Source organism: Sphingobacterium sp. T2 (genome assembly GCF_000814685.1).
Lineage (GTDB): Bacteria > Bacteroidota > Bacteroidia > Sphingobacteriales > Sphingobacteriaceae > Sphingobacterium > Sphingobacterium thermophilum.
The window spans coordinates 1-6,992 of sequence record NZ_JXAC01000292.1; the positions used below are offsets into that span (position 1 = coordinate 1).

At 40.5% G+C, this 6,992-nt stretch carries 5 protein-coding genes and 1 pseudogene; 4 read left to right on the forward strand and 2 right to left on the reverse strand.

The annotated features are described in order from the left end of the window. Nucleotides 1–167 precede the first annotated feature (167 nt). From smc to SD31_RS14225, 3 genes are all read left to right on the forward strand, one after another. Entirely contained in the window at nucleotides 168–3,101 is a 2,934-nt protein-coding gene (gene smc / locus SD31_RS14220; protein ID WP_231561706.1) for a chromosome segregation protein SMC, read from the forward strand. A gap of 19 nt (nucleotides 3,102–3,120) precedes the next feature. Beyond that, on the forward strand, nucleotides 3,121–3,708 hold the full coding sequence (locus SD31_RS19635; protein ID WP_231561707.1) for an AAA family ATPase: 588 nt from the start codon (nucleotides 3,121–3,123) through the stop codon (nucleotides 3,706–3,708). 124 nt (nucleotides 3,709–3,832) lie between these two features. Continuing rightward, nucleotides 3,833–4,126 (forward strand): hypothetical protein, encoded by a 294-nt coding sequence (locus SD31_RS14225; RefSeq protein ID WP_039054598.1) that lies wholly within the window; start codon nucleotides 3,833–3,835, stop codon nucleotides 4,124–4,126. Between the two features lie 173 nt (nucleotides 4,127–4,299). Here the strand turns inward: SD31_RS14225 and SD31_RS14230 are convergent, their stop codons facing one another. Then, nucleotides 4,300–4,566, reverse strand: coding sequence for a hypothetical protein (locus tag SD31_RS14230; RefSeq protein WP_156138390.1), 267 nt, complete (start codon nucleotides 4,564–4,566; stop codon nucleotides 4,300–4,302). Between the two features lie 80 nt (nucleotides 4,567–4,646). On the opposite strand from SD31_RS14230, the gene SD31_RS14235 reads away from it, so the two are divergent. Then, nucleotides 4,647–4,832: a nuclear transport factor 2 family protein gene (locus tag SD31_RS14235; RefSeq protein WP_231561708.1), complete on the forward strand. Its 186-nt coding sequence runs from the start codon at nucleotides 4,647–4,649 to the stop codon at nucleotides 4,830–4,832. Between the two features lie 86 nt (nucleotides 4,833–4,918). Here SD31_RS14235 and SD31_RS14240 read toward each other — a convergent pair. Then, nucleotides 4,919–6,606, reverse strand: a pseudogene (locus tag SD31_RS14240) (GMC oxidoreductase). Between the last annotated feature and the right edge of the window lie 386 nt (nucleotides 6,607–6,992).

A 6,992-nucleotide genomic window follows, 5' to 3' on the forward strand; every position in this document is an offset into this window, starting at 1 on the left:
TCTCATAATAACGAATATWAAAAAATGAAGTATATAAAAAACCTTTTTCTAAAAGTTAACACACAGTAAGAGAAACGATTGTGGAAATCTCCTAAAATGTGCAAAAAGCAGGGTACCTATTCTATTTTTAATTCCTTATTTTCGTACGTTATAATAGTGCTAAGTGAATGGAACTAACTAGACTTGAAATCAAAGGATTTAAAAGTTTTGGTGATAAAATCACAATCAATTTCAATGAGGGGGTTACGGCCATTGTTGGGCCTAACGGATGTGGAAAATCGAACGTGGTGGATGCCATACGTTGGGTGTTAGGCGAACAGAGTACTCGTGTTTTGCGTTCAGAAAAGATGGAAAATATCATCTTCAATGGAACAAAAACACGAAAGCCGGCAAACCTTGCCGAAGTGTCACTAACCTTCAACAACAACAAAAACATCCTTCCTACCGAGTTCACTACGGTAACCATTACGCGTAAACTTTACCGCAACGGTGAGTCGGAATACCGCATGAACGATGTGAAATGCCGTCTCAAAGACATCACGGACCTATTCTTGGATACCGGTATCGGCGCAGACACCTACTCCATCATCGAACTTAAGATGATTGACGAAATCATCGCTAACAAAGACAACTCACGGCGTGCGCTCTTTGAAGAAGCATCAGGAATCTCCAAATATAAAGTCCGCAAAAAACAAACACTTAGCAAGTTGAAAGATACGGAAGCCGACCTTTCCCGTGTCGATGACCTCTTATATGAAATCACAAAGAATCTTAAATCCTTAGAAAATCAGGCTAAAAAAGCTGACAAATATTTCCAGCTGAAGGAAGAATATAAAAAGGCAAGCATAGGCTTGGCTTATTATAAGCTGGACACCTTCAGCACCGACCTTAACGCTCTTACCGACAAGGAAAAGGAGCTACAGCAGGCCTTGGGACAGACCTTAGAAGATATTGATCGCAAGGAAAAAGAACTCCGTAGCGGCAGGGAAGAGATTTTGGTCAAGGAGAAAAGCCTTTCCGCTCAGCAAAAAGCAACAAATGAGTTCAACAACAAAATACGTGCTTACGAGTCGGAAAAGAAAATAAAAAATGAACGTCTTAACCACCTCAAAGAACGTGAATCACGTCTAAGCACAGAACTCAACCTTGACAAGCAACAGCTTACCAACGTAGAATATACTCTTAAAAGATTAAATGAAGAGCTGTATGAAGAACAAGCTAAGCTAGACGTTGCCCAAGGGGATATCCAGAAAACAAAAACGGAAGTGGAAGAGCTTAAAGCTCAACAACAGTCCGCAAAAAACAAGCTGGATAGATTTGTACAGGAAAACAACGATCTTCAAAACAAAATCTATAAGGTAGAGAAAGATATCGCTGTACTAAATATCCAAAAAGAATCGCTGGAGCAAGAATCTTTACGCAATATCAGCGATGCCTCTTCCAAAGCGGAAGAACTTTCACAGTTTAATATAGCGGTAGCAGAATTGCAGGGCAAACTGGACGCACAACAGCAACAATACGACGAAGCCGTACGTATAGAAAACGAGCTCAACAGTCAAATCCAAGCAGCAGAAGACCAGCTTCAGGAGACAAGAAATCTGCTCAACAAAGAATCACGCCTTGTCGACGCTAAACAAAACGAATATAACCTAACGAAATCACTCGTAGACAATCTGGAAGGTTTTCCGGAGTCTATAAAATTTTTACGCAAAAACGCGGGATGGGCAAAAGCCTATCCACTCTTTTCGGACATTCTATTCTGTCAGGAAGAGTATCGGGTGGCAATAGAAAATTACTTGGAGTCGGTGATGAACCACTATGTTGTGGACACCAAACAGGATGCCATTCAAGCGATAAAACTGTTGAGTGATTCCTCACGCGGTCGAGCCAACTTCTTTGTATTAGAATCGGTACTGGAAAATAAAGACGCCGACTACATCGTTCCCGAAAATATGATTCCTGCCATGCAGGTAATTAAAGTAGACAAAAAATATGAAAACCTTTGTCTGCAGCTGCTCAAACACGTCTATATCCTGAAGTCTGATGACCCTAAAGCCTTGGAAGTAGATCTTCCTCATAAGGATATCATCGTGTTGCACCATGAAGGAAAGTTTAGTAAAAACAAACTGGGCTTCAGTGGTGGTTCAGTAGGTTTGTTTGAAGGAAAACGTATCGGACGTGCCAAAAACCTAGAAAATCTCGCTAAGGAGATCAAAGAACTTAACGCCTGTATCGCTGAGCTACAACATACGGAAGCTGAACTTGTAGAAAAGATTTCTTCCCTAAAAGCACAATCGCAAAAAGAAACCATCGACGAGATACGCATCCAGCTGGCTCGCATTCAAAATGAATGGACGTCCGTGAAAACCAAGCAAGAGCAATACCAAGCGTTTATATCCAATTCACAAAACCGCAAACAGGATATCGAAAAACGCCTTGCCGAAATAGCGCACGAACTCACCAAGGCGGAGCCAGAGTTGAAAATCCTTAAAGTGGAAGCCGAAGAACGCCAAAAACAACTGGCCGACCTCCAGGCAGCCTACCAAGAGTTGAACGATATCGTACAGGAAAAATCTACGGCCTACAACCAAGAGAATATCAGACTTCATCAACAACAAAATAAGGTTGCAGGCATCCAGAAAGATTTGGAGTACCGTGAAAGTCAGAAAGAAGCGTTGGAGCTGCGCATCAACAAAAGTATCGCCGAGCTTGAACAGATCAAGACGGACATGAAAGATGCTCTCACCTTCACCGAAACCAATGATGACGACCTCAAAGGATTGTACGAGCAACGTGAAGCATTGGAAAAAGCTCTACACGAAATGGAAGAAGAGTTTTATAGCTTCCGTAAAAAGCTCAACGACCTAGAGGAAGAAGTCGCTACTTTGCGCAAGAACAAAGACCAGCTAGACTTCTTGATTACAGAAGTAAAAGATAAGAAAACATCCCTACAGATAGACTTAAACACACTAAAAGAAAGACTATCAGTAGAATTTAATATAGATATCAAAGAGCTGTTGGAAGGTGAAATGCCTGAAATCGTAGCAGTCGCAGGAAGAGCTTGCAGAACTATGTCGAAAGCTCAAGAAGCAGCTGGATGAATTCGGAACCATCAACCCTATGGCTAAAGAAGCATACGACGAAATTCAGCAACGTTATGAATTCATCAACAAAGAGAAAAATGACCTGCTGGAGGCCAAAGAGTCACTGATGACAACCATCAAGGAAATCGACGACACTGCCAACGAGAAATTTATGAACGCCTTCAATACCGTGCGAGAAAACTTTATCAAAGTGTTCCGCTCCCTATTCAACCAAGAAGACAGCTGCGACCTTGTCCTTAGTAATCCAGACAACCCTCTGGATTCGGACATCGACATTATCGCCCGACCAAAAGGAAAACGTCCTCTTTCAATCAACCAGCTTTCTGGTGGAGAGAAAACCCTTACGGCCACAGCTTTGTTGTTCTCACTTTATCTACTCAAGCCGGCTCCATTCTGCATCTTCGATGAGGTGGATGCTCCGTTGGATGATACCAACATTGACAAATTCAACAAAATCATCAAAGAATTCTCAAACCAATCGCAATTTATCGTCGTGTCGCACAACAAACGTACAATTGCTAGCACAGATATAATTTACGGGGTAACTATGGTAGAACAAGGTATTTCTCGCGTGGTGCCTGTTGACCTTCGTGAAGTAGCCTAACAACATTATAATACTAATAATGCTAAAAATCCTCTGACCTAACAGTTAGGTCAGAGGATTTTTTTATACAAACAAAACCTCTACTCACTTGTTAGCATATTATACACCAACAGATTTTTATGTTATGGATAAATTAAAAAAATTCGAGTTGATGGCTAAGATTGTGCGTGAGTTGGAAGATGTAAGAAAAAGTCAGCAGGCTGTATTAGAAAAAATAGGTAAAATCGAAGTAGACAACATAGAGTTGGGCGACAAACTTATCGAATCCAAAATGCCGGAAATCTATGGCCGCACAGCAGAAAATGCAGAAGCCATACGGCAAATATTGGAAGACTTTCAACAGAAAACTGACGACTTTGCCGGCAATAACAATATAGACAAGCTTAAGGAACAACAGGAAATAAACAATTTGAAGTAGTTATCAAAGATAAGAGCATGTAGAGCACATGCTCTTTTTTCATCATGTCTTAAAAGCAAATCTAAACTACAAGCTTCCACCCCAGGACCTGTATCTCCTCTTTCTTAATTAATCGTTTCTCGGTAAAAAATCAACAAAAGTATTCACCGGCATATTTCGGAGTTCTACCGAATTTATAGGGTCATTGGTCTAATCACACTAAAATCTCCGGCTATATCGACATAATTTTGAGGTATCAAAACAGAAATGATATCGACAATTAAAAAAGATAGAAAGCCATGAAAAAGAACATTGACCTCAGCAATAGCAGCAGCATTAGTTTTTGTATCATTAAACTCTTTTGCTTCATCTCCTAGCTCAACAACTATCGAAGAAACAACAAAATCGATGGTAGAAACGTTTGTAACTTCGTTGGTAAACGGCACTGTGTCGTATGACAAAAAAAATGTTTGCTAACAATTTTGAATATATAAACACAGCCAATAACAATAAATTAAACAAAAAACAGTTTTTAAAGCTGTTGGAACAAAATAAAGGACTTGAGTTTGACGCTAAGACGAGCTACGAAATCCTTGAAGAGACGAATGACATCTGTATTGCGAAGTCTGTATGTCAGTTTTCGGACTTCTCAAGAGTGGATTATATCACTTTGGCTAAAACCGGCGAAGGCTGGAAAATCACCAAAGTTATGACGACCTACCCTTAATTATTTCTTTATTATTGGGTGTTTTTGTTTAGTAAAAAAGGCCTACATCCCCTGTAGGCCAATTTTATTTTATTACTAAACGCATATTATAGGTTTCCTTTTTTCATTTCCGAGATAGCATGATTAGCTGCACGTGCGGTAAGAGCCATATATGTTAAGGACGGATTTTGTGTCCCTGTAGAAGTCATGCATGCGCCGTCGGTCACAAATACGTTTTTACAATGATGAAGCTGGTTATACGCATTCAACAAAGATGTTTTCGGATCTCTTCCCATACGTACTCCGCCCATTTCGTGAATGTCCAAGCCAGGATTTTGGTTGCTACGGTTTATATAGATATTTTTCACGCCGGCGCGTTCTAACATTTCCGCTCCTTGCGCCAAAAAATCTTCCATACTTTTATAGTCATTTTCCGAATAACCTATGGACGTTATAAGCTTAGGCAAACCATATTGATCCAATTCGTCACTCAGACGTACGTGATTCGATTCATTGGGAATAGTTTCTCCCTGCATCATCATCCCTACATGCCAGCCACCTAACTTAAGCATATTATCTTTATAGTTCCCTCCTACCTGTCTACCTTCTGTAGGCACTCCTGCCGCACGATAGGCACTGAAAAATGAAGCATAGCCCCGTAAGAAGTCCATTTCCTGCTTCTTGACGTTTCTGAAATTAGGAATTATAGGTTGAGTAGGACGCCTTCCATAATAATATTTATCTTCGAATCCTTCAACACTGCCGCCCAGCGATCCCATATAATTGTGAAAAGCAACAAACTTACCCAACAAACCGCTGTCATTACCTAGTCCGTTAGGGAACCTTTTGGATTTAGAGTTCAACAGAATAAGATTTGTATTGAGGGCGGAAGCATTGACAAAGATAATGCGTGCATAATACTCTTCCGACTGCTTGGTCTCTCTGTCGATGACCAATACTCCTTTGGCTTTCTGACTCTGCTCATCATAAAGGATGGAATGTACAATTTTGTTGGCCTTCAAAGTCAGATTACCAGTCTTCTCTGCCCATGGCAAAGTAGATGCATTGGAAGAAAAATAACCACCAAAAGGACATCCCCGTTGACAGAGTGACCGCGCCTGACATTGGGTACGCCCCTGCGCTATATGGATAGGCTGAGGCGAAGTGATATGAGCACATCGTCCCTGAATGACACTTCTGTCCGTATAGGCTGTCTCTATCTTTTGCTTGATCATCTTTTCTACCGCATTCATCTCAAAGGCCGGCAGAAAATGACCGTCAGGCATCATCCTATTGTTGTCACGATTTCCCGCGACGCCGATAAATCTTTCTACATACGTATACCAAGCTCTATATCTTTATATCTTATAGGCCAGTCCACGGCGAAGCCGTCACGTGCAGGCCCTTCAAAATCGTAATCCGACCAACGCTGCACTTGACGTGCCCACAACAAAGACTTACCTCCCACCGCATCGGCACGTATCCAATCGAAAGGCTTCTCCTGAATATATTCTTGTTCATTATCTTTTAGGAAAAAATGTATGGCATCTTCCTTGAAAGCATAACATTTAGAAGCTATAGGATTTTCTTCCTTCTCGGCTAAGGTTAGCTGTCCTCTATGTTCGAATTCCCACGGATCCAGATTCGCTGTAGGATAATCCTTAATATGTTTTACTGATTTACCCCGTTCTATAACTAGTGTTTTTAGTCCCTTCTCACAAAATTCTTTTGCTGCCCATCCACCGGAAATACCGGACCCCACCACTATGACATCAAAATAATTACTTTTACTCATATTAGGTTGATTCAATTCGGATGCCTAAGATAAAAATTCAATTATCATCCTGATTCCCTACAATCTTTCTTTTGCCCTTCGGACACAACACCTTTATTTTTTTGGACTATAATATTTGGCCTATTAAATTGAAAACATAGAAATTAACGTTAATCGTTATTTTATATACAACATTCTTCCGGCCCACCCTAAAAAGTGGGCCTTTTCCATTTACTTTTCACCAACTACTTTACCATCATCATCATAACATCCACTTTTTCAGTTTTCACTATCTTCATCAGATGAAACCATTTTATGAAAATGCATTCAACAAAAACTAATAAAACAATCAAGCACAAATACGCTAAAGCTGCCAAATGCAGCAAGTAGATACTGTCCATGAGGGA

Bases quoted from the DNA above. Each gene is read 5' to 3' on its own strand.
- smc (WP_231561706.1), top strand. From the start codon at position 168: ATGGAACTAACTAGACTTGAAATCAAAGGATTTAAAAGTTTTGGTGAT.
- SD31_RS19635 (WP_231561707.1), top strand. From the start codon at position 3,121: ATGGCTAAAGAAGCATACGACGAAATTCAGCAACGTTATGAATTCATC.
- SD31_RS14225 (WP_039054598.1), top strand. From the start codon at position 3,833: ATGGATAAATTAAAAAAATTCGAGTTGATGGCTAAGATTGTGCGTGAG.